The sequence below is a fragment of the Pseudaminobacter soli (ex Li et al. 2025) genome (assembly GCF_029892515.1).
GTDB classification, from domain to species: Bacteria; Pseudomonadota; Alphaproteobacteria; order Rhizobiales; family Rhizobiaceae; genus Pseudaminobacter; species Pseudaminobacter soli_A.
On sequence record NZ_JARXVF010000001.1, the window covers coordinates 1747658 to 1766299 of the forward strand.

The 18642-nt window shown below is 64.3% G+C and carries 20 protein-coding genes and 1 pseudogene; 9 read left to right on the forward strand and 12 right to left on the reverse strand.

The window, feature by feature from the left end; translation table 11 throughout:
- Nucleotides 1-56 precede the first annotated feature (56 nt).
- On the reverse strand, nt 57-482 hold the full coding sequence (locus tag M2281_RS08365; protein ID WP_280821157.1) for a CAP domain-containing protein: 426 nt from the start codon (nt 480-482) through the stop codon (nt 57-59).
- A gap of 291 nt (nt 483-773) precedes the next feature.
- On the opposite strand from M2281_RS08365, the gene M2281_RS08370 reads away from it, so the two are divergent.
- Genes M2281_RS08370 through M2281_RS08380 form a run of 3 tightly spaced genes read left to right on the forward strand, consistent with a single transcriptional unit; the run spans nt 774 to nt 6093 of the window.
- Nucleotides 774-1931, forward strand: coding sequence for an efflux RND transporter periplasmic adaptor subunit (locus M2281_RS08370; protein WP_280820598.1), 1158 nt, complete (start codon nt 774-776; stop codon nt 1929-1931).
- Nucleotides 1928-3004 carry an efflux RND transporter periplasmic adaptor subunit gene (locus tag M2281_RS08375; protein WP_280820599.1) on the forward strand — a complete coding sequence of 359 codons (1077 nt, stop codon included), beginning with the start codon at nt 1928-1930 and terminating at the stop codon, nt 3002-3004. The genes M2281_RS08370 and M2281_RS08375 overlap by 4 nt, the downstream gene beginning before the upstream one ends.
- Nucleotides 3001-6093 carry an efflux RND transporter permease subunit gene (locus M2281_RS08380; protein WP_280820600.1) on the forward strand — a complete coding sequence of 1031 codons (3093 nt, stop codon included), beginning with the start codon at nt 3001-3003 and terminating at the stop codon, nt 6091-6093. The genes M2281_RS08375 and M2281_RS08380 overlap by 4 nt, the downstream gene beginning before the upstream one ends.
- 46 nt (nt 6094-6139) lie before the next feature.
- On the opposite strand, the pseudogene M2281_RS08385 reads toward M2281_RS08380, so the two are convergent.
- A pseudogene (locus M2281_RS08385) lies at nt 6140-7084 on the reverse strand (D-alanyl-D-alanine carboxypeptidase family protein); the annotation flags it as partial.
- 195 nt (nt 7085-7279) lie between these two features.
- Between M2281_RS08385 and M2281_RS08390 the strand changes: the two are divergent.
- Complete coding sequence (locus tag M2281_RS08390; protein ID WP_280820602.1) at nt 7280-7912, forward strand: nucleoside triphosphate hydrolase; 633 nt, start codon at nt 7280-7282, stop codon at nt 7910-7912.
- Between the two features lie 9 nt (nt 7913-7921).
- On the opposite strand, the gene M2281_RS08395 is transcribed toward M2281_RS08390, so the two are convergent.
- The 3 genes from M2281_RS08395 to M2281_RS08405 all read right to left on the reverse strand — a co-directional run bounded on the left by M2281_RS08395 (nt 7922) and on the right by M2281_RS08405 (nt 10201).
- Entirely contained in the window at nt 7922-8626 is a 705-nt protein-coding gene (locus M2281_RS08395; RefSeq protein ID WP_280820603.1) for a glutathione S-transferase N-terminal domain-containing protein, read from the reverse strand.
- Nucleotides 8627-8733: 107 nt separating this feature from the next.
- Nucleotides 8734-9945, reverse strand: coding sequence for a beta-ketoacyl-[acyl-carrier-protein] synthase family protein (locus tag M2281_RS08400; RefSeq protein ID WP_280820604.1), 1212 nt, complete (start codon nt 9943-9945; stop codon nt 8734-8736).
- A gap of 1 nt (nt 9946) precedes the next feature.
- Entirely contained in the window at nt 9947-10201 is a 255-nt protein-coding gene (locus M2281_RS08405; RefSeq protein ID WP_280820605.1) for an acyl carrier protein, read from the reverse strand.
- Between the two features lie 342 nt (nt 10202-10543).
- Between M2281_RS08405 and M2281_RS08410 the strand changes: the two genes are divergently transcribed.
- Complete coding sequence (locus M2281_RS08410; RefSeq protein ID WP_280820606.1) at nt 10544-10804, forward strand: DUF1272 domain-containing protein; 261 nt, start codon at nt 10544-10546, stop codon at nt 10802-10804.
- Between the two features lie 54 nt (nt 10805-10858).
- Here the strand turns inward: M2281_RS08410 and M2281_RS08415 are convergent, their stop codons facing one another.
- The gene (locus M2281_RS08415) at nt 10859-11350 is read right to left on the reverse strand and encodes a hypothetical protein (RefSeq protein ID WP_280820607.1); all 492 of its coding nucleotides are present in this window, start codon (nt 11348-11350) and stop codon (nt 10859-10861) included.
- A 331-nt stretch (nt 11351-11681) separates the two neighbouring features.
- Between M2281_RS08415 and M2281_RS08420 the strand changes: the two genes are divergently transcribed.
- The 4 genes from M2281_RS08420 to M2281_RS08435 all read left to right on the forward strand — a co-directional run bounded on the left by M2281_RS08420 (nt 11682) and on the right by M2281_RS08435 (nt 14842).
- Complete coding sequence (locus M2281_RS08420; protein ID WP_280820608.1) at nt 11682-12470, forward strand: PhzF family phenazine biosynthesis protein; 789 nt, start codon at nt 11682-11684, stop codon at nt 12468-12470.
- Between the two features lie 207 nt (nt 12471-12677).
- On the forward strand, nt 12678-13223 hold the full coding sequence (locus M2281_RS08425) for a peroxiredoxin (RefSeq protein WP_280820609.1): 546 nt from the start codon (nt 12678-12680) through the stop codon (nt 13221-13223).
- A gap of 123 nt (nt 13224-13346) precedes the next feature.
- Entirely contained in the window at nt 13347-13940 is a 594-nt protein-coding gene (locus M2281_RS08430; protein ID WP_280820610.1) for a hypothetical protein, read from the forward strand.
- A 134-nt stretch (nt 13941-14074) separates the two neighbouring features.
- Nucleotides 14075-14842, forward strand: coding sequence for a class II aldolase and adducin N-terminal domain-containing protein (locus M2281_RS08435; protein ID WP_280820611.1), 768 nt, complete (start codon nt 14075-14077; stop codon nt 14840-14842).
- A 39-nt stretch (nt 14843-14881) separates the two neighbouring features.
- On the opposite strand, the gene M2281_RS08440 is transcribed toward M2281_RS08435, so the two are convergent.
- The 6 genes from M2281_RS08440 to M2281_RS08465 all read right to left on the reverse strand — a co-directional run bounded on the left by M2281_RS08440 (nt 14882) and on the right by M2281_RS08465 (nt 18638).
- Nucleotides 14882-15520 carry an HAD family hydrolase gene (locus M2281_RS08440; protein ID WP_280820612.1) on the reverse strand — a complete coding sequence of 213 codons (639 nt, stop codon included), beginning with the start codon at nt 15518-15520 and terminating at the stop codon, nt 14882-14884.
- Between the two features lie 72 nt (nt 15521-15592).
- On the reverse strand, nt 15593-16066 hold the full coding sequence (ybgC, locus tag M2281_RS08445; RefSeq protein WP_280820613.1) for a tol-pal system-associated acyl-CoA thioesterase: 474 nt from the start codon (nt 16064-16066) through the stop codon (nt 15593-15595).
- Nucleotides 16067-16260: 194 nt separating this feature from the next.
- Entirely contained in the window at nt 16261-17298 is a 1038-nt protein-coding gene (ruvB, locus tag M2281_RS08450; protein ID WP_280820614.1) for a Holliday junction branch migration DNA helicase RuvB, read from the reverse strand.
- 43 nt (nt 17299-17341) lie between these two features.
- Nucleotides 17342-17962: a Holliday junction branch migration protein RuvA gene (gene ruvA / locus M2281_RS08455; RefSeq protein WP_280820615.1), complete on the reverse strand. Its 621-nt coding sequence runs from the start codon at nt 17960-17962 to the stop codon at nt 17342-17344.
- A complete protein-coding gene (locus M2281_RS08460; RefSeq protein WP_280820616.1) occupies nt 17963-18397 on the reverse strand; it encodes a type II toxin-antitoxin system VapC family toxin in 435 nt (144 codons plus the stop codon).
- Nucleotides 18375-18638: an AbrB/MazE/SpoVT family DNA-binding domain-containing protein gene (locus M2281_RS08465; protein WP_280820617.1), complete on the reverse strand. Its 264-nt coding sequence runs from the start codon at nt 18636-18638 to the stop codon at nt 18375-18377. The genes M2281_RS08460 and M2281_RS08465 overlap by 23 nt, the downstream gene beginning before the upstream one ends.
- Nucleotides 18639-18642 lie beyond the last annotated feature (4 nt).

Genomic DNA, 18642 nt, shown 5'->3' on the forward strand with positions numbered 1-18642 from the left:
CTTGTCTTATCGCATGATCTTTTTCCGAAAAGTCTGCAACTTTTTGGGATCATGCTTTAGCGCCCCATCACCAGCGCCCAATATTTGCGGTCGCTGCCATTGCCTTCGCGGACGTAGGCCAGGCCGTATTTGCTGAAGCGCGGGTCGAGCATGTTGCGCCGGTGGCCGGGCGAGTTCATCCACATGGAGAACAGCTTGCCCATGTCCATCTGCCCCTGGGCGATGTTTTCGGCGGCAGCACCCTGAACGCCGTTGTTCCTCATGCGCGAGGCAAAATCCTTGCCCCATCCGGTGGTGTGCGACATGCGCCCGGCACTGGCCATGTAACCGGCCTGCTGCAGGGCCGCCTTTTCAAGCGTCGTGTCGGCAGTCATCCGGGTCAGCCCGTTGCTCTTTCGAATATCGGCAAGATAGCCGTCGGCCGAGGCCGAAGCCCCTGCCCCCTGGCCCGGCACCTTTGCGGTCTGGCATGCAGCAAGCATCAACACGGCGCAGAGCGCTGCGCCCTTGAGAAATCCCTTGGTCACGTTCGATCGTCCACCCTTGATCACTGTAAACTCACGCCCGGCGGGGCCGGATGAGAGCCATATATCGCGGCCGTGTGGCTGCCAATCGCGTCAAGAATATGCCCGGCCACCCAAGCAAGGCGTCTTTCGAACGGTTGAAGATCGGGGCGAAGATGCTAACCTCTTCGGCAACTTCGATTTTCGTCCGACGCAGCGCGCCTTCGAAACTCTCGGCTGGCGTTTCAAACGTCGAATGTCGATGGGGGAATGATGCAGGGCAGTGCGGGTTTCCGGCCGAGGCGTTTCTCGCACCGCGCTGCGCATGACCAGCGAAAGCCGCTCGACGCGGTCCGCGCGTGGCAACTCATCGTCGCACTCGGCCTTTGTGCCCTGATTGCAGGCTGCCAGAGGCAGGAGGAAACACCCGAGCCCTTGCCGTTGATGGTTCGCGCGCAGAAGGTCGAGATTGCCGACTATGCGCCCACGGCCTCGCTAACTGGGGTGATCGCGGCACAGACGCTGGACAATTTGTCCTTCCGGGTCGGCGGGCGCGTCGCCCAGCGTATGGCCGATGTCGGCCAGCACGTGACCAAGGGCACGGTGCTGGCGAAGCTCGATCCGCAGACACAACACTCGGACCTGATTGCGGCGCAAGCCAATCTCGATGCCGCGCAAGCGGAATTGCGCCAGGTAAGTGCTGCATTCGCCCGTCAAAAGACGCTGCTGGGCCAGGGCTTCACGACGCGACGCGACTACGACCAGGCCGATCAAACGATGCGCACGGCGCAGGCCTCGGTTCAGACCGCACAAAGCCAGGTTGCCAACGCCAAGGAAAACCTCTCCTTCACCGAGCTGCGCGCAGGCGTATCCGGCGTCATCACGGCCAGGGATGTCGAGACCGGACAGGTGGTGCAGGCGGCGCAAACCGTGTTCACCATCGCCCAGGACGGCGACCGCGACGCGGTCTTCAACGTTCAGGAGACGCTGGTGGCCAACACGCCCGCAGCACCCCCGGTGACGATCACGCTGCTCGCCAACCCGCAGGTCAAGGCGCAAGGCAAAGTCCGCGAGGTTTCGCCGGTGATCGACCCGGCCACCGCCTCGGTCCGGATCAAGGTCGCCATCCCCAACACGCCGGCCGCCATGCCGCTGGGCGCTTCGGTGACCGGTACGATCACCACCCAGCCGCGTAAGGCCATCATCCTGCCCTGGCAGACGCTGACGGCAAACGACGGCAAGCCGGCCGTCTGGATCATCGATCCGGAAACGCGCCGCGTTTCGATGACGCCGGTCGAGGTGCTGGCCTATGATTCAGGCATCGTCGTCATCGACAGGGGGCTGGCGTCGGGGGACATCGTGGTCACCGCGGGCGGGCAGTTGCTGCATCCGGGACAAGCCGTCGAAGTCGCGGAGAACGCCAAATGAACCGGCCCGCACGCACGATCCCCCTGCTGGCGCTGCTTGCCCTTGCCGCCTGTTCGGGCGAGCCGGAGCAGGCGCCGGAAATCATCCGCCCGGTTCTTTCGACGGTAATCCAGCCGCGCACGAAGCAGGTGCAGGGCTTTGCCGGCACGATCCAGCCGCAGGTGAGCGCGGACCTTGCCTTTCGCATCCTGGGCCGGGTGGTGTCCCGGCCGGTGAATGTCGGCGACCTCGTCAAGAAGGGCCAGACGGTCGCGGCACTCGATCCCGTCGCGCTGGAGCTTTCCTTGCAGGCGGCGCGCGCCGATCTCTCCAGCGCCGAAGCGCAGTTCGCCAATGCCAGTGGCAGCGAGGAACGGCAGCGCGCGCTGCTGGCCAGCGGCAACACTCCGCAGGCCGCCTATGACGCGGCAAAGCAGGGGCGCGACTCCGCACGGGCCAATCTCGAACGCTCCCGCGCCGCTCTCGTCAAAGCCGAGGAAGAGCTCGGCTACGCCCGGCTGTTCTCGGATTTCGACGGCATCGTCACGGCGACCGGCGCGGAAGTCGGCCAGACCGTCTCGCCGGGGCAGATGGTGGTCACCGTCGCCCGCTCGGACATCCGCGAAGCGGTGTTCGACGTGCCCGAAGACGTCGCGGCCAGCCTGAACGTCGGCGCTCCGTTCGAGGTGGTGCTGCAATCACAGCCTTCAATCAGAGCCCAAGGCAAGATCCGCGAGATCGCCCCGCAGGCCGAGAGCGCCACCAGGACGCGGCGCGTGCGGCTGACGCTGACCAACCCGCCGCCCGCCTTCCGGCTCGGCGCGACGATGACGGCGCGCAGGGTGGCGGATGTGCCGCCTTCCATCGTGCTGCCGCTCACCGCCTTGCTCGAAAGGGACGGCCAGACCTCGGTCTGGGTGGTCGACCCGCGTGCCTCGACGGTTTCGCTGCACGAGGTCAAGGTCGGCGCGCGCAGCGACGGCACTTTCACCGTGGCAGGCGGGCTGGAACCCGGAACGCGCGTGGTGACGGCTGGCGTCAACAGCCTGACCGACGGGCAGAAGGTGAAGATCCCGGAAGGAGGTTCGCAGTGAAGGGGTTCAACCTCTCCGACTGGGCGCTCAGCCACCGCTCGCTGGTCTGGTACTTCATGCTGATTTTCCTGGTGGCCGGCGTCTTTTCCTATCTGCATCTGGGCCGCGAGGAAGATCCCAACTTCACCATCAAGACCATGATCATCCAAGCCAACTGGCCGGGTGCCTCGGTCGAGGAGACGATCAACCAGGTCACCGATCGCATCGAGAAAAAGCTGGAGGAGCTCGACAGCCTCGACTACACGCGCAGCATAACCACCGCCGGCCAGACCATCGTTTTCGTGAACCTCAAGCCCACCACCAAGGCCCGCCTCGTCGAGCCGACCTGGGTCGAGGTTCGCAACATGATGAATGACATCCGCAGCACCTTCCCCGAGGGTGTGCAGGGGCCGTTCTTCAACGATCGCTTCGGCGACGTGTTCGGCAACATCTACGCCTTCACCTCAGACGGGCTGACGTTGCGCCAGCTGCGCGACTATGTGGAGCTGGTGCGCTCGCGCGTGCTGACCGTGCCCGACGCAGGTAAGGTCGAGCTGATCGGCGCTCAGGACGAGGCGATCTATCTCGAATTCTCCACGCGCGAGATTGCAGCACTGGGGCTCGACCAGCAGGCGATCATCCAGAGCCTGCGGGCGCAGAACGCCATCACGCCGTCCGGCGTCGTCCAGGCCGGGCCCGAACGCGTCAGCGTGCGCGTCACCGGCCAGTTCACCTCGGAAGAAAGCCTCAAGCAGATCAATCTGCGCGTGAATGACCGCTTCTTTCGCCTGACCGACGTGGCGACCGTAGTGCGCGGCTATGTCGATCCGCCGACCTCGCTTTTCAGGGTCAACGGCCAGGACGCCATCGGCCTTGCGATCGGCATGAAGCCAAATGCCAACCTGCTCGACTTCGGTCAGGCGCTGCGCAACGAGATGCAGAAGGTGACCGCGGAGCTTCCCATCGGCGTCGGCATCCATCTGGTCGCCGACCAGCCGGTGATCGTGAAGGAGGCGGTGTCGGGCTTCACCCGCGCTCTGTTCGAGGCGGTGATCATCGTGCTGCTCGTCAGCTTCGTCAGCCTGGGCCTGCGCGCCGGACTCGTGGTGGCGCTGTCGATCCCACTGGTGCTGGCAATCACTTTCGTGGTCATGGCCTATCTCGGCATCTCGCTGCAGCGCATCTCGCTCGGCGCGTTGATCATCGCGCTCGGTCTCTTGGTCGACGACGCGATGATCGCGGTGGAGATGATGGTGGCGCGGCTGGAGGTGGGCGATTCACTGCGCAAGGCCGCCACCTTCGTCTACACCTCGACCGCCTTTCCGATGCTGACCGGAACGCTGGTGACAGTCGCGGGCTTCATCCCGATCGGGCTCAACAACAGCTCGGCCGGCGAATACACCTTCACCCTTTTCGTCGTCATCGCCGTGTCGCTTCTAGTGTCGTGGATCGTGGCGGTGCTGTTCGCGCCGTTGCTGGGCGTCACCATCCTGCCGGCCGCGATGAAGCAGAAACATGAAGGGCAAGGCCGCTTCGCCCGTGGCTTTTCGCGCATCCTGCGCGCCTCGGTGCGCCGCCACTGGGTCACCATCGGCGCCACCATCCTGTTGTTTGCGCTTTCGCTCGCCGGTTTCCGCTTCATCCAGCAGCAGTTCTTCCCGCCCTCGGACCGCCCCGAACTGATCGTCGACTGGAACCTGCCGCAGAATAGCTCGATTGCCGAGACGACCGCCGAGATCGAACGCTTCGAGAAGCTGGCGCTGGCGGGCAATCCGGACCTCACCAGCTGGAGCTCCTATATCGGCCAGGGTGCGGTGCGCTTCGTGCTGGCCTTCGACGTGCAGCCGGCCAATCCCTATTTTGGCCAGATCGTCATCGTGCCGAAGGACGTGGAGGCACGCGATCGGGTCAAGGCCTCGATCGAAAAGACACTGCGCGAGCAGTTCGTCGGTACCGACACCTATGTGAAGCTGCTGGAACTCGGACCGCCCGTGGGCCGGCCGGTGCAGTACCGGATCAGCGGCCCCGACATCCAGACGCTGCGCGCCTTTGCCATGGAGTTCGCCGGCGTCATCGCCCAGAACCGCAGCCTCACCTCGCCGACCTATGACTGGAACGAACCGGGCCGCGTGCTCAAGGTGGATGTGCTGCAGGACAAGGCGCGCCAACTCGGCATCACCTCGCAGGACATCGCCAGCTCGCTGAACAGCGTGGTCGGCGGCACCACCGTCACCCAGGTGCGCGATGCGACCTACCTCGTCAACGTCATCGGCCGATCGCGCGAGGCCGAGCGCGGCTCGATCGAGACGCTGCAGAGTCTGCAGATCCCGACCGGAAAGGGCGAGCCGATCCCGCTCGCGGCGGTGGCGAACTTCCACTACGACCAGGAGCAGCCGACGATCATTCGCCGCAGCCGCATCCCAACCATCACCGTCAAGGCCGGCATCGTAGGCAACGCCCAGCCGGCAACGGTGGTCAAGCAGCTGGAACCGGCCGTGAAGGCCTTCACCGACAAGCTGCCCGACGGCTATGGCGTGGCGATCGCCGGCACGGTGGAGGAAAGCAACAACAGCCAGGCGCCGATTGCGGCGGTGGTGCCGCTGATGCTGTTCATCATGGTGACGATCCTGATGGTCCAGCTGCAGAGCTTCCAGCGGCTGTTCATGGTGGTCGCGGTGGCGCCGCTCGGACTGATCGGCGTCGTTGCCGCCCTGGTGCCCAGCGGCGCGCCTCTCGGCTTCGTTGCCATTCTCGGTGTTCTGGCGCTGATCGGCATTCTCATTCGCAACTCGGTGATCCTGATCGTGCAGATCGAGGAGCTGGTCGCGGAAGGCACCGATCGCTGGTCGGCGGTGATCGAGGCGAGCGAGCACCGCATGCGCCCGATCGCGCTGACCGCGGCAGCGGCAAGCCTGGCGCTGATCCCGATCGCCCGCGAGGTGTTCTGGGGGCCGATGGCCTATGCCATGATGGGCGGCATCATCGCCGGCACGGCGATCACGCTGCTGTTCCTGCCCGCGCTTTACGTCGCTTGGTTCCGCCTCGAGGAGCCGGAGCCTGATGAAGGCGGACGAGACCCGGCGGCCGAAGCAAACGGCGCGCCGGCCTGACGGCCGCTCGAAATGAGCGGCCTTACTCGACCGGCATTTCCGGACGGACGGGGGCTGCCGCCAGCGCCATCTCGGGCGAAGGTGCGGGCATGGAGACGGCGGGCGTCGTCGCTATCGGAGCCGCCCCACGGCTTGCCTGGGGCAGATAGCGCTCGATCAGCTGCTCGACCTCGGCATTGCGGCTGCGCGCGGTGTCGCCGCCCATGACCACCACCACCAGCTTGCGCCCATCGGCGCTGACCGAGGTGACGATGTTGAAGCCCGACGCGCGGATATAGCCGGTCTTGATGCCGTCGACGCCCTGCACGCGGCCCAGCAGGTCATTGTGGCCGCGGATGGTCCGGCCGTTGAAGTCGAAGGACCGAGCCGAGAAATAGTTATAGTAGTGCGGGAAGCGCTTGCGCAGCGACAGCCCCAGCACCGCCATGTCGCGCGCCGTGGTCATCTGCTCGTCGTCAGGCAGGCCGGAAGCGTTGCGGAACACGGTGTTGCGCATGCCGATCTGGCGCGCCTTGGCCGTCATCATCTGCGCGAAGCGCTCTTCCGAGCCGCCAATCGTCTCACCCAGCGCGACCGCCACGTCGTTGGCCGACTTGGTGACCAGCGCGTAGATCGCCGAATCGACGTCGATGGTCTCGCCCGCGCGGAAGCCGATCTTGGTCGGCGGACGCGAGGCGGCATAGGCCGAGACCGGAATATGCGTCGTCTTGGAAAGACGGCCCGCATCCATCGCCTCGAACGTCATGTAGAGCGTCATCATCTTGGTGAGCGAGGCGGGGTAGCGCGCGGCATCCGCATTGGCCTGGTAGAGAACCTTGCCGTTGCTGCCGTCGACCACGATCACCGCGTGCCGGGTCGAGTCGCCCGACGGCTGCAGGGCCCGGACCGTGCTCAGAGTGCCTGTGGTGGTGCAGCCGGCAACGGCACCCAGGAGGAACAACAGGCAGGCAACCTGGGAAAAGGCGGTGCGAAGGAAGGAGACGAAACGCAAGAAAGTATCCTACTGGCTTTGACGACCGGCGTTGCGGCCATAGCTCGGTAAAATTACCACAATCCGGTTTCCGGTCCCTTAAGGATTCATGCTTTGGAACCGGGCCGGGATGGTCCGCATTGAATGCCCGGGCGGGGGTTTGAATTTTGTCGAATGTCGCCGCAAGATGGCGCACCGCCAGGGGATGGAGCAACGATGTCTGAAATCGCCAGCATTGCCGCCACGATCTTCAAGCGCGCCGGCAAGGGGCGGCGCTTTGTCGTTGCCATCGCCGGGGCGCCCGGCGCCGGCAAATCCACATTGTCGCACCACCTCCTCGACCTCTTTCCCGAGGGCTCGGCGGCGATCGTGCCGATGGACGGGTTTCATTTCGACGACGTGATCCTGCACAAGCGCGGCCTGCGAGCGCGCAAGGGAGCGCCCGAGACTTTCGACTATGCCGGCTTTGCCGCGCTGCTCAGGCGCATCCGCTCCATGGAGCCGGAGATCGCGGTGCCGGTCTTCGACCGCGGCATGGAGCTCTCGCGCGCCGGCGCCTCGATCATCGATTCGGACGTGAAGTTCGTTCTAGTGGAAGGCAACTACCTGCTTCTCGACGAAGAGCCGTGGAACGAGCTGTCGTCCTTCTTCGACTTCGCCATCTTTCTCGACCTGCCGCGCAACGAACTCGAGCGGCGGCTGATGCTGCGCTGGCTCGAGCACGGCAAAACCGACGACGAGGCACGCCACTGGATCGCCACCAATGACGCGCCCAATATCGAGCGGGTGATGGAGAAGCGACGCCCCGCCGACCTGGTCATCCAGAGCATCGCGCTGACGGAAGCTTAGAGCGGGGTTTCACCCGCGCGGGGGGATCTCCAGACCGCGCTGCACAGCCGGGCGGGCAAGGCCCTGTTCGAGCCAGCGGGCGACATTGGCGAAGCTGTCGAAGCCGACGAGTTCGCGCGCCTCATAGAAGCCGATCAGATTGCGCATCCAGCCGAGCAGCGAAACGTCGGCGATGGTGAACTCGTCATCCATGATCCACTGGCGGCCGGCGAGCCGCTTGTCCAGAACGCCGATCAGGCGGCGGGATTCATCGCGATAGCGCTCCAGCGGCCGCTTGTCCTCGATGCTGCGGCCGGCGAATTTGTGGAAGAAGCCGAGCTGGCCGAACATCGGCCCGACATTTGCCATCTGGAAGAACACCCACTGGATGGTCTCGTAGCGACGCGCCGCATCCGCCGGGATGAGTTTGCCGGTCTTTTCGGCGAGATAGACCAGGATGGCGCCCGATTCGAACAAGACAAGCGGCTTGCCGTCGGGGCCGTTGGGATCGAGGATCGCGGGGATCTTGCCGTTGGGGTTGAGCGACAGGAATTCCGGCGTCCAGGATTCGTCCTTGCCGATGTTCACCGTATGCGCCTCGTAAGGCAGGCCCATCTCCTCCAGCGCAATCGACACCTTCACGCCGTTGGGCGTCGGGAAGAAGTAGAGCTGCAGCCGGTCGGGGTGCGTGGCCGGCCAGCGGGTGGTGATCGGAAAGGCGGAAAGATCGGTCATGGAATTCCCTGATCGGTTGGGAGGATGGGGTAATCGCGCCGGGCGGCGCTGCGCGAACCGCTTTCTACCATGCCGGCGCGGACTTGCCACGCCGGCATCCAGACCGATCACATAGCCTTGAAAGCGAGCACCGCATTGGTGCCGCCGAAGGCAAAGCCATTGCTGATGGCGGCGCGCACCTCGCGCGAGCGGGCGACATTGGGCGTAACGTCGAGATCGCAGGCGGCGTCCTTCTCGCGATAGTTCGCGGTCGGCGGCACCAGCCCCTCGCGGATCGCCATGACGCAGGCGATCATCTCCAGCCCGCCCGAAGCGCCCATGCAATGGGCATGCATCGACTTGGTCGAGGAAACCGACAGCCGGTCGGCATGGGCGCCGAACACCCGGCGGATCGCCGCCGTCTCGATCTCGTCATTGGCCTTGGTGCCGGTGCCGTGGGCGTTGACATAGTCGACGTCCTCGGGCCTCAAGCCCGCTTCGGCAAGGCACGCCTGCATGGCGGCCGCGGGGCCCTCGACGGTGGGCGAGACGATGTCGGAGGCGTCGGCCGACATGCCCGAGCCGGCAAGCTCGGCCAGGATCGTGGCGCCGCGCGCCATCGCATGCTCGTAGGTTTCGAGCACGGCCACGCCAGCGCCCTCGCCGATTACCAGCCCGTCGCGGTCGGCCGAGAACGGCCGGCAGGTCTCGCGGGCGAGAGCGCGCAGCGCTTCCCAGCCCTTGAGGACGCCATAGGCCAGCGGCGCGTCGGTGCCGCCGGCCACCATCACGTCTGCGCGGCCGAGGCGAATCTGGTCGGCAGCGAGCGCTATCGCATGATTGGACGAGGCGCAGGCCGAGGTGACGCCGAAAACAGGACCGCGCAGGCCATGCGCCATGCTGACCTGACCTGCCGGCGCGCTCGGCATGATGCGCGGCACGGCGAAGATATTGGCGCGCGTGCGGCCCTCGATGAACAGGCCGCGGTAATTGTCCTCGATGGTTTCGGCGCCGAAGATGCCCGTGCCGATGGCCGCGCCGATCCGCGAGGTGTTGCTTTCGTCGACCTTCACGCCGGCCTGGGCGATGGCCTCGCCGGCCGCAAGGATCGCAAGGAGGGCGTAGCGGTCCATGGTGACCAGGCGCTTCTTCTCGATGCCGTGTTCCGGCAGCTGCTTGATCTCTCCGCCGACGCGCACCTTCAGTTCGTACAGAGGTGCGGTGGTGATCTCGCCGATGCTGGAACGACCGGCGCGCATGGCTTCCCAGATCGCAGGGGCGCTGGTGCCGAGCCCGCACAAGCCGCCGAGCCCGGTGATGACGATACGCGTGCGGGCCATGTCAGGCCTTGGCGCTGATCAGGTCGCGCACGGCGGCGACCATGTCGCCGACATTCTTGAGATTGCTCCAGGCCTCGACGGTGTTCATCTCGATCTCGATGCCATAGGCCTCCTCGATGTCGAAGATGATTTCGGTCAGCTCGAGCGAGTGGATGCCCAGCGCAGTGAGCTCCGTTTCCGGCGTGAGCTCACCGCCGTCCATGTCGGCATGGGCCTTGATCTTCTCGATGATTTCCTGCGAAAGCTGATCCGCCATACGGCCTCCCCCAGACGTTGGGCGTTCTCAATTCGAACGCCGCCATGTTTCTCGTGCGCTTCGCAACGACCAACCGCAGCCACATCTACTCGAAATAAACCAAGCGATGACGGCAAGAAGCTGATGTTTATCTATAGAAAGCGAAATGGCGGGAGGCAACCGGGGCGTCCGTCAAAAGCAGCATGGAAACTGAAATGAAAGTAGAGGAGATCATCGCCGTGCCTACCGACCCGTCAACCGCCCTCCAGCCGCGCATGCAGCGCGTATCGGGAGGCGGACAGCTGTCGGTGCGGCAAAGCTGGTGACCGCGCATCAACCCGTGCGCTGAGGGAGGAGAACGACATGCTGGAACTGCGCCCCAACTGCGAATGCTGCGACAAGGATCTGCCGCCCGAGGCGACGGATGCCATGATCTGCACCTTCGAATGCACCTTCTGCGCCGATTGCGTCGAAGGCGTGCTCGGCGGCACCTGCCCCAATTGCGGCGGCAACTTCACGCAACGGCCGATCCGGCCCGCCGCGCTGCTGGCAAAACACCCCGCCTCGACCCGCCGCGTGTTGAAGGCAGAAGGCTGCAGCCCGAAGGGCAGCAAGGCGACCTGAGGGCTCTCTGAGATATAAGCCAGTGCCGCCGCTCGTCCCTTCGAGCCTGCCCTTTCACTTGGCGGGCTTGGCGGCGGCTGCGTAGATGATGACGCTCTTCTGGCCGTTGAACTCGACGGCCAGCACATCCCGCATCAGCACCGCATGCGAATCGATGGCGTGGAAGAGCATCGCGTTGCCCTCGAGATCCTTGCGCAGGGCGCCGACCTCTTTCTCATGCTCCTTGAGCTTGGCGTCGATCTTGGGCGGCAGTCCCTTTTTGACGACGTCCGGCAGGAAGACGATCTCGACCTTTTCGAGGTCGGAGGTCTTGCGCACCTCGCTGCTGGCGGCGGCCGAATTCTCGATCGCCGCGATGATGCGATCGGCGTCGACCTCGGCCTGCGCCTGCTCTTCCTGAACTTGCGACCCTATGATCTTGTCGATGGCCTTCTGGTTTTCCAGGCCTTGCGCCATCAGCGCCACGCTGGGCGTCAGGGCGACAAGGAAGGCAAACACCGCGACCATACGCGTCCATATCGCGTCGCGGCTCATCGAGATCGTCATCAATCGTTCCTCGTAAGCTGTCATTGTGAAGCTGGCGGCTTGCGCACCTACCGAACCAAACGAACGCTATCGGGGTCAAGTTCCCCCAAACCGGACGGTTGATCCGATTTGGGGGCTGCCCGTCTCACGAATTCGGCATCGAAGGCAAGAGGCCTCCGCGCCTTGCGCGACAGCTTCGATGCCGTCGCCAGCTACGGAGCCTGAAGACCATGCCAGCGACTCTCGCGCGCCGATGGCGAGCTTCTGACCTGCGAGCCGGCGACGGTGCTGCCGATGGCGCAACGCTATTTCTTGTTCTAGGAAAGCAGCGGATTGATCGTGGGAGGTAAGCATGAAGCTCGAAATGTTCCAGGTGGATGCCTTCACCGACAAGGTGTTTTCCGGCCATTCGGCCGCCGTCGTGCTTCTCGACGACTGGCTGCCCGACGCGGTGCTGCAAGGCATCGCGCTTGAGAACAATCTGGCCGAGACGGCATTTTTGAAGCCGAAGGGCGAGCAGTGGGAAATCCGCTGGTTCACGCCCGCCGAGGAGGTTCCCTTCTGCGGCCACGCAACACTTGCCTCGGCCTGCGCCCTGCATCGCCGCAAGGGCATCGAGCGCGCAATGCGGTTTTCGACGCGGCAGGTCGGCGACCTCGTCGTCACGCCCGAGGGCGGCAGCTACCGGATGGACATTCCAAGGTTCGATCCGGATTTCGACATTCCGGCAGATGCGCTGATCAACGACATGCGGACGGATGCCTGGGTGCAGACCTTCCGCAACCGCGAGAACTTCTTTGCGGAACTCGCTTCGGAGGCCGACGTGCTGGCCTTCCGGCCCGACCTGCCGCGCATTGCCGAACTCGGCTCCTTCGGCTTCTGCATCACGGCGCGCGGCGAGACGAGCGATTTCGTTTCGCGCTATTTCGCGCCGGGCGCGGGCATCCCCGAAGACCCGGTGACGGGATCGACCCATGCAACGCTTGCGCCCTATTGGGCGCAGAAGCTCGGCAAGACGCATCTGGCCGCGCGGCAGCTTTCTGCGCGCGGCGGCACGCTTGCCTGCGAGGTTGCAGCCGAACGCGTCTACCTCACGGGCGATGCTGTGATTTTCATGGATGCGCAGATCCACATCCCGTGAAGCGCTTGCGAAGCGGCAGAGCAGGGACACTCGCCTCCCCTGGCGTTATGTCCCGGTATCTGTGGACCGCGACCTGATGCCACGCCGCCGAAGCTGGACAGCCCTTTTGCAATTGTTATCTTCGCGCCGCACCTAAAATCCGTAAGGCAGACCCCCTTGCACCTCCGACAAGGCGCGGGATTGCCCAATCATTTCGAGGAGTTCTGCATGCTCGGGAAAAAAGTTCCCTCCGTCACCTTCCGCACGCGCGTTCGCGACGAGTCCGTTGGCGGCCCGAACCCGTTCCGCTGGGAAGACAAGACCTCGGCCGACTATTTCGGCGGCAAGCGCGTCATCCTGTTCTCGCTGCCGGGCGCCTTCACCCCGACCTGCTCGACCTACCAGCTGCCGGATTTCGAGAAGCTGCACGGCGAGTTCAAGGATCTGGGCGTCGACGAGATCTACTGCATCTCGGTCAACGACGCCTTCGTCATGAACGCCTGGGGCAAGTCGCAGAACCTCGAGAACGTCAAGCTTATCCCGGACGGCTCGGGCGAGTTCACCCGCAAGATGGGCATGCTCGTTGCCAAGGACAATCTCGGCTTCGGCATGCGCTCGTGGCGCTATGCCGCCGTCATCAATGACGGCGTCGTCGAGAAGTGGTTCGAGGAAGAAGGCTACTCCGACAACTGCGAGAGCGATCCGTATGGCGTCTCCTCGCCGCAGAACATCCTCGAGGCGCTCAAGAAGGGCGACGTCGCCGAAGCTGCCTGATCATCGGCAGTAGGTTCGACACCAACCCCGGCCGCGACCCGCGCGCCGGGGTTTTTCTTTGCCATCGCGAGGCGCTTGGCCTAGCCTGCCGCAAAAGCCATTTGATGACCTACGCATAGTTCCATGGATCAAGCCACTCACAGCGTCGCGGAAGTGTTTCCGCATATCCGCATCGTCATGGGCATGGTGGTGGGCCTCGGTCTCACCCGGCTCCTGTCCGGCATCGCCCGCATCGTGCAGCACCCGCGCGGCTACGCGCTCTATCCGGTGCACCTTGCCTGGGTCGGCATGGTGTTTTTGATGCTGGTGCATTTCTGGTGGTGGGAATTCGGCCTGTACCACATCGAAAACTGGACTTTCGGAAAATATCTCTTCCTGATCGGCTATTCGACGGCCCTCTTCCTCATGTGCGCTCTGCTGTTTCCCGACAGCATGCTGGACTACAAGAGCTATGAGGAGTTCTTCATTTCGCGCAGGACGTGGTTCTTCGGGCTCTTGGCGGCGACCTTCGTGCTCGACGTCATCGACACCCTGCTCAAGGGCGAGGCGCATTTCGCACACTTTGGCTACGAATATCTCCTTCGCACACCGATCTTCCTGGCGCTCTGCGTTGCGGCGATCTTCACCACCAGCAGGACGTTCCACATCCTGTTCGTCTCGGCTGCGCTGGCCTACCAGGTTTCCTGGATCCTGCGCCTGTTCGACACCATTGCGTGAACGGCCGGCGCGGCGGGCTCGCTGTGGACCAGCAGCAGCGCAGCGCTTGAGGCAGGGCGCAAATCCGGTTGCGGCGAGGCAACCGGCAGGGCATCCTCCTCTCAAACGGAACGAAGACTCCGAGGGGAGAAACCATGAGTGTTACGCAACTGTCGACCAAGAGCCGCAGCAACCTGCCCTATTATGAAGAGCGCGTGGATCTGGCCTGCGCCTTCCGCTGGACGGCGCGGCTGAACATGCACGAGGCGGTGGCCAACCATTTCTCCCTCGCAGTGAACGACGAGGGCACGCAGTTCCTGATGAACCCCAATCAGGTTCATTTCTCGCGCATCAAGGCGAGCGACATGCTGCTGATCGACGCCAACGACCCCGAGACGATGAACCGGCCGGATGCGCCGGATCCGACCGCCTGGGGCCTGCATGGCGCCATCCACCGCAACTGCCCCCATGCGCGCTGCGCGCTGCATGTGCACTCGATCCACGCCACCGTGCTGGCCTCGCTGGCGGATTCGCGCCTGCCGCCGATCGACCAGAACTCGGCCATGTTCTTCAACCGCCATGTGGTCGACGCGCATTATGGCGGCCTTGCCTTCGAGGAAGAGGGCGAGCGCTGCTCGAAGCTTCTGTCCGACCCCAAGGTCAAGGTGATGGTGATGGGCAATCACGGCGTGATGGTCATCGGCAAGAATGTCGCCGACGCCTTCAACCAGCTCTATTACTTCGAACGGGCCGCCGAGACCTACATCAAAGCGCTTTGGACGGGCCAGCCGCTGCGCGTACTCTCGGACGAGATCGCCGAGAAGGCGGCGAGCGAGATGGATGATTATCCGGGCCAGGCCGACAAGCATCTGGCCGAGCTGAAGGCGATCCTCGACGAGCAGGAACCCGCCTATCGGAACTGAGGGCGACACGAGCTGCGGGCGGAGACGCCGCCCGCCCTCTCAATAAAGGCCGAGATGGCTGCGCAGTTCCGCAAGGCTCGAGACGAGGATGGCGCCGCTCGGCACATAGTCGACCGGCTGCTGCGGCCAGAACAGCGCTTTCATGCCAGCCGCGACGCCCGCAGTGGCGCCGGCATGGCTGTCCTCGATGACACAAGTTTCGGCCGGGTCGACACCGGTGAGCCAGGCCGCGCGCAAGAACGGCTCAGGATCCGGCTTGCCGTTGCGCACATCGTTGCGGGTGACGCTCTTCATGCCCGGCCGGTCGATGCCCAGCACGCGCAGATTGGCTTCGACGATCAGCCTGTCGGAGTTCGACACCACCGCCTGCGGCGTGCCCTGCGCCCAGAGATCGCGATAGACTTCCACGGCGCCGTCGCGCGGCTTCAGCGACGCGACATGCTCCATGTAGTAGACATATTTGCGCAGGATCCAGTCGTCGAAGGGCAGTTTGAGCCCGAGCTCGTCGCGCATCATCTCGTAGACCGGCATTGCGGCAACGCCGACGACCCGGTCGTGCAGGTCGACCGGCGGAGTGATGCCGAGACTGAGCAGCACCGTCCTCAAGGCTCTTTCGTGCAGCGGCTCGCTGTCGATCAGCGTTCCGTCCATGTCCCAGTATACGGCTTTCGGTGTCATGCCTTGCTCCTTACGGCACGGTCATAACGACTTTACGCCGCGAGATAAACCGCAAGAAGAGAAGGGCCGCCGCTATGCTTGCTCGCGCGGCATGAAAGCCTCGATCCACTCGCGCGGAAAACGGCGCGGGCGGCCGTTTTCGCCGATGATCGCCGCCTCGACCTTGGCTTCGACCAGCACTTCCTCGCCGCGCTTCAGCTGCTGGCCCATTCGGATGCGCGCGCCGGAAATGTCCTCGGTCCGCGTGTCGATGGTGAGGATGTCGTCTATCCGGGCCGGCGAGCGGAAATCGATCTCCATGCGGCGGACGATCCAGACCAGCTTTTCGCCATGCTTGCCGTCAGCAAGCTCAGTATGGTGCACGCCGGCAAGCCGTAAAAAGTCCGAGCGGCCGCGCTCGAAGAATTCCAGATAGCGGGCGTGATAGACGACGCCGGAGAAGTCGGTGTCGGCATAATAGACCCGCGCCATGATGCGGTGGCCGAAGGGGGTCAACTCGCCCGCAATGCCGGCCATCAGCCGTTCGCGTTCACCATGATCGTGCATCTTGCTTTCCTTCTGCGCGTCTCGCCAGAGGTACTGCTCCGTTGCGGCTCCGTCGAGAGGGCAGATCGATGCATCGCGGAGGTTGGCGGCGATGCTCAAGGCAGCGGATTGACCGGGGGCTATCGGGCTAGACACATTAGTGAGCAACCAAGGCGCTTTGGGCTCTGCATTTCACTCACAACGTGCGCTGCGCCTCAATCCTCCTGGAACAGGCCGATCTGCTGCTGCGCTACTTCCCTCGGCGCCTCCAGCCCGAGATGCTTCCAGGCATTTGCCGTCAGCATGCGACCGCGCGGCGTGCGCTGGATAAAGCCCTGCTGGATGAGATAGGGCTCGATGATGTCCTCGATGGCGTCGCGCGGCTCCGACAGGCCGGCTGCGATGGTTTCGATACCAACCGGGCCGCCACCAAAGTTCATCGCGATCATGGAGAGATAGCGCCGGTCGAGCTGGTCGAGCCCGAGCGCGTCGACCTCCAGCCGCGACAGCGCCTCATCGGCAATCCTGCGGTTGACGATCTCGGCGCCGGCAACGCTGGCAAAATCGCGCACGCGGCGCAGAAGTCGGCCGGCGATACGCGGCGTGCCACGCGAGCGGCGGGCGATCTCGACCGCGCCGTCGTCGCCCATGGGCAGGCCGAGGATGCGCGCGCCGCGCCGCACGATCAGTTCCAACTCCTCGACGGTGTAGAAGTTGAGACGGACCGGAATGCCGAAACGGTCGCGCAGCGGATTGGTGAGCAGGCCGAGCCGGGTGGTGGCGGCGACCAACGTGAACTTGGCAAGGTCGATCTTGACCGAGCGGGCCGCCGGCCCCTCGCCGATGATGAGGTCGAGTTGGTAGTCCTCCATCGCCGGATAGAGAATTTCTTCCACCGCCGGGCTGAGACGATGGATCTCGTCGATGAAGAGCACGTCGCGCTCTTCCAGATTGGTGAGCAGCGCCGCAAGATCGCCGGCCTTGGCGATGACCGGGCCGGAGGTGGAACGGAAATTGACGCCGAGCTCGCGCGCCATGATCTGCGCCAGCGTGGTCTTGCCGAGACCGGGCGGGCCGACGAAAAGCACATGGTCGAGCGCTTCGCCACGACCCTTGGCCGCCTCGATGAAGATCTTGAGATTGGCGCGCGCGGCCGCCTGGCCGACGAATTCGTCGAGGTTTTGCGGGCGCAGCGTGGAATCGACGTCTTCGCCGCGCTTGTCGGCCGAGATGAGACGGGATGGGGTGTTCATGCGCCCCTCCTCGCATGGGCAGCACTTGCAGGCAAGCCGGGCCTCACCGCGCCAGTTCCTTCAGGCCAAGCCGGATAAGCTTTGAGGAATCGGCCTCCTCGCCCGCTGTCTTCAGCGCTGCGGAAACGGCATTGGCGGCAATGTCGCGTGAATAGCCGAGATTGACCAGCGCCGAGACGGCATCGGCGATCGGCGCCGGCGCGACGCCCTCGCCCAGTTCCTGCTTGAGGCCGATGGTGCCCACGGCCTCGCCGGCAAAGGCGGGCGCCTTGTTCTTGAGCTCGGTGACGATGCGCTCGGCCACCTTCTTGCCCACGCCCGGCGCGCGGCTGACCATGGCGATGTCGCGCAGCGCAATCGCATTGGCGAGATCGCTCGGTGTCAGCGTCGAGAGCACGGCCAGCGCCACCTTGGCGCCGACGCCCTGCACATTGGCCTGCAGAAGGCGGAACCATTCGCGCTCCAGCGTGGTCTGGAAGCCGTAGAGCCGGATCATGTCCTCGCGGACATAGGTTTCGATGAACAGCACCGCCGCCTCGCCCGGCCCCGCAAGCGAAGCCAGCGTGCGCGCCGAGCAATAGGCCACATAGCCGACGCCGTGGACGTCGATGACACAGTGGTCCTCGGCGATCTCGTCCACCGTGCCCTTGAGCTTGCCGATCATCTAGTCGTTCTCCAGCGGATAGGTTTCGGGGCTCAATATGTTGAGACTGGGGAAGTAAGAACGGTATCGGCCCGGATCGCGCGTCAACAGGCGATGGCCAGCAGCAGTGGCGTGCGCGCCGATGAGAAAATCCGGCAAGGTTCTTTCCCGCCTTCCGCCTCGGAGGCGATAGAGCGTGTGAGCTGCGCCGGCCGGAAAAGCGGCATCGAATGGAAAATCCTCGCGGACAGGCTGCAGCCAGGCAAAGGCGCGGAACAACGCCTCCTCGCCGAGCGTTGGCTTCGACAGCTCGGCCCAGACGATCGCGCTGAACACAACAGGCCCTTCGGAAAAGGTCCGCTTCAGAGCGTCGAGCGACCAACGCCGCGTTTCCAGTTCCGCCGGGCCGAGAACGTCGATCAGAATGTTGGTATCAATGAGGGTCGAGATCTTCACGCGGTCCCCGCAGCCAATCCACATAGGCCTTTCCGTCCATCCCCATGGTGTCGAAAGTGCCTGCTACGCTCGCAGCCCATTCCTCGAATGTCTGCTCCCTCTGCTCGGCCGATGCCTCCCGTTTTTCGAGGACCACGACGGAATCACGTTCCACGAAGTCGACTTCGCTGCCGGGGCCAATGCCCAGCCGATCGCGGATTTCCTTCGGAATGGTGACCTGGCCTTTTTCGGTGACGCGCATGGTA

Bases quoted from the DNA above. Each gene is read 5' to 3' on its own strand.
- M2281_RS08365 (WP_280821157.1), bottom strand. From the start codon at position 482: ATGCTTGCTGCATGCCAGACCGCAAAGGTGCCGGGCCAGGGGGCAGGG.
- M2281_RS08370 (WP_280820598.1), top strand. From the start codon at position 774: ATGATGCAGGGCAGTGCGGGTTTCCGGCCGAGGCGTTTCTCGCACCGC.
- M2281_RS08375 (WP_280820599.1), top strand. From the start codon at position 1,928: ATGAACCGGCCCGCACGCACGATCCCCCTGCTGGCGCTGCTTGCCCTT.
- M2281_RS08390 (WP_280820602.1), top strand. From the start codon at position 7,280: ATGTCTGAAATCGCCAGCATTGCCGCCACGATCTTCAAGCGCGCCGGC.
- M2281_RS08395 (WP_280820603.1), bottom strand. From the start codon at position 8,626: ATGACCGATCTTTCCGCCTTTCCGATCACCACCCGCTGGCCGGCCACG.
- M2281_RS08400 (WP_280820604.1), bottom strand. From the start codon at position 9,945: ATGGCCCGCACGCGTATCGTCATCACCGGGCTCGGCGGCTTGTGCGGG.
- M2281_RS08405 (WP_280820605.1), bottom strand. From the start codon at position 10,201: ATGGCGGATCAGCTTTCGCAGGAAATCATCGAGAAGATCAAGGCCCAT.
- M2281_RS08410 (WP_280820606.1), top strand. From the start codon at position 10,544: ATGCTGGAACTGCGCCCCAACTGCGAATGCTGCGACAAGGATCTGCCG.
- M2281_RS08415 (WP_280820607.1), bottom strand. From the start codon at position 11,350: ATGACGATCTCGATGAGCCGCGACGCGATATGGACGCGTATGGTCGCG.
- M2281_RS08420 (WP_280820608.1), top strand. From the start codon at position 11,682: ATGAAGCTCGAAATGTTCCAGGTGGATGCCTTCACCGACAAGGTGTTT.
- M2281_RS08425 (WP_280820609.1), top strand. From the start codon at position 12,678: ATGCTCGGGAAAAAAGTTCCCTCCGTCACCTTCCGCACGCGCGTTCGC.
- M2281_RS08430 (WP_280820610.1), top strand. From the start codon at position 13,347: ATGGATCAAGCCACTCACAGCGTCGCGGAAGTGTTTCCGCATATCCGC.
- M2281_RS08435 (WP_280820611.1), top strand. From the start codon at position 14,075: ATGAGTGTTACGCAACTGTCGACCAAGAGCCGCAGCAACCTGCCCTAT.
- M2281_RS08440 (WP_280820612.1), bottom strand. From the start codon at position 15,520: ATGACACCGAAAGCCGTATACTGGGACATGGACGGAACGCTGATCGAC.
- ybgC (WP_280820613.1), bottom strand. From the start codon at position 16,066: ATGCACGATCATGGTGAACGCGAACGGCTGATGGCCGGCATTGCGGGC.
- ruvB (WP_280820614.1), bottom strand. From the start codon at position 17,298: ATGAACACCCCATCCCGTCTCATCTCGGCCGACAAGCGCGGCGAAGAC.
- ruvA (WP_280820615.1), bottom strand. From the start codon at position 17,962: ATGATCGGCAAGCTCAAGGGCACGGTGGACGAGATCGCCGAGGACCAC.
- M2281_RS08465 (WP_280820617.1), bottom strand. From the start codon at position 18,638: ATGCGCGTCACCGAAAAAGGCCAGGTCACCATTCCGAAGGAAATCCGC.